The sequence below is a fragment of the uncultured Helicobacter sp. genome (assembly GCF_910577135.1).
Taxonomy (GTDB): Bacteria; Campylobacterota; Campylobacteria; order Campylobacterales; family Helicobacteraceae; genus Helicobacter_C; species Helicobacter_C mastomyrinus.
Map to the genome: position 1 here is coordinate 1 of NZ_CAJTLL010000035.1, position 2,397 is coordinate 2,397.

Consider the following 2,397-nt stretch of genomic DNA (forward strand, 5'->3'; position numbering starts at 1 on the left):
CCAATCCGCCCTAAAACTTATCCAATATGCTCTTGCAGGCAAGATTCTTTGATAGGGATTAATATATGATGTGCCACCCCTTCCACTGCTATAAGTAATCAAATTATCTGGATCATAGAATTTCACATCAAGGAGATTATTCACCGCAAAAGTGAGGGCATAAGTTTTATTAAACTTATAGGTAGCCGCAATATCTACTAACTGATAATCTTTATAATACTTCCCTACAAGTCCTCGCGCACTTGTAGCAAGACTGCTTTGTTGCACTGCGGAAGTGGGTGTTTGGAAGTTACCACTCCAGCGAATATAGGCATCAAAGTTCTTATAGTGATAGTTTGGCTTAATGGTAAATTTATGTTTAGGAATATTGTTTATAGGCTCACCTACAAGAAATTCTTGATTTGCATTAGAGACACTAAGTGTTCTCGAATAAGTAAATCCATAACTTGCATCAAGAGAGATTCCATAAATAGGCTTTAGCTTAAAGCTTGTCTCTGCTCCTGTGAGCATAGCACTATCAAGGTTGCGATAAAAGGCACATTGATTAGCACCCGCTGCATCACATAATACACCATCGATAGTAGTTCCGGGTTGAATGCCTGTAACGCTTGAAATTTTATTATTAAAATCTGTATAGAATCCGGTTAATATTAGCATAGCTGGTTCAGTATCAAGAATAGCGCTTAGCTCATAGCTCACACTCTGCTCGGGCTTTAGGTTTTTATTACCATAAGATGCCGTGGTTGTGTTATTGTTACCCCTATCGGTGCTTAACGTATAACCCTCATAGAGATAGCTAAGCTGTGGCACAAGCACCCCTGTGGCAATGCCAGCCTTAAAAGTAAGCCAATCGGTAGGATTGTAATTCACATAGAATCGAGGATTAGGGATAGCCTTAAAAATATCGCTGTAATTGTAGCGTAAGCCTAGAGTCGTGCTAAAGTATTGATTGATGAGATATTCACCCTCGGCAAAAAGGGCTACTTGATTCATATCTCTTCTAAAGCCATTGTTTTTAGTATAGAGCTGCTGCCATATATAATACACTCCACCATTAAAGATAAGGCTTCCTGCTCTACCAAAATCAAAATCATCAGTAAAGGTAGATTGAAAAATAAGGTCTCGATTGTATCGTCCATTCGCCCAATCTACGGTATTTCCTTTTGATGAACCTGGCCAAAGCCCACTACCCCAAGTGCTATTGGTATCAGCGTGAGAAGCCCATTGTGTTTGACTATATTGTATATAACTATTGATTTTACCCCAATCATAATCTGCGGTGTGGCTTAAAACATTATTGAATTTATAGAAATCTCTTACCGCAGTAATGCTGCTTGATGATGTTTTGAGGCTTCCTGTCCGTGCAAAGAATACTTCAGAATCTAAGTAGATATAATTATTTTTATTAGGCGTGAAGTTGAGCCGTCCTCCGGCATTCCATTGGGTATAGCCTGTAGCAGACCAATTATAATATGGATTGCTAAAATTTACGCTGCCATTATTGCCTGATGTATATGTGATAGGTGTATGGGGTCCCTTACCGGGTTCATAAAATGCATTTTGCCCACCCCATTTGTAGGCTCCACGAAGATTCAAAGAAAGCATTTCTTTTATAAGAGGGATATTCATATAGCCATTTATTCCATATTGAGGACCAAAGGTTTGAGGATGTTGGGAAAGTGTAGTCTCAAGCTGGATTCCCCCGCTAAATCTATCGCTATGTTTTTTAGTAATGATATTTATCACCCCACCCATCGCATCGCTTCCATAGATGATAGAAGCAGGTCCTCGAATAACCTCGATCCTCTCTATCATACTAGCAGGAGGCATAAAAGAAGTAAAGGTGCCATTAAAGCCATTAGCATCAAAGCCTTGAGCGACATTTTGTCGTTTGCCATCAATAAGGATAAGCGTATAAGCTGAGCCAAGCCCACGCATAGAAATGGTATTACCCCCTGTTTTTCCGGCTTCCACATACACACCCGGAATATCTTGCACCGCATCGCCTAGGTCTCTAATAGGGCGAGTGAGTATTTCCTCACGTGGGATAATGGCTATACTTGCCGGAGCATCTTTTATATCTTGCTCATAGCCTGAAGCACTTACCACAGAGCGCCCTAGATTAACCTTGCGGACATTTTCATCATCTACATTTTGACTTGATTCTTGGCTATGCCCCCCCCCCATTTGGTTATTTGCTGAATCTAGCGAATCTGCGATTGCAAAGCTACTTAGCAAACTTGCTACTAAGGTGCTATACGGAATAATTTTCATTGTTCCTCCTTGAAAATTTTAAGTGATACTATCATTTACAAACAATAATAAGAATGATTTGCAAATGAATAGCTGATAATAGCAAATGAAAACTAAAGTGAAAATTAAAAAGTGTGAGAAAAG

1 protein-coding gene is annotated in these 2,397 nt (G+C 39.5%); it reads right to left on the reverse strand.

Annotation, left to right across the window (positions count from 1 at the left end):
• The coding region (locus QZ289_RS10345) for a TonB-dependent receptor (protein ID WP_295702299.1) at positions 1-2,274 on the reverse strand (2,274 nt) is incomplete at its 3' end.
• Positions 2,275-2,397 lie beyond the last annotated feature (123 nt).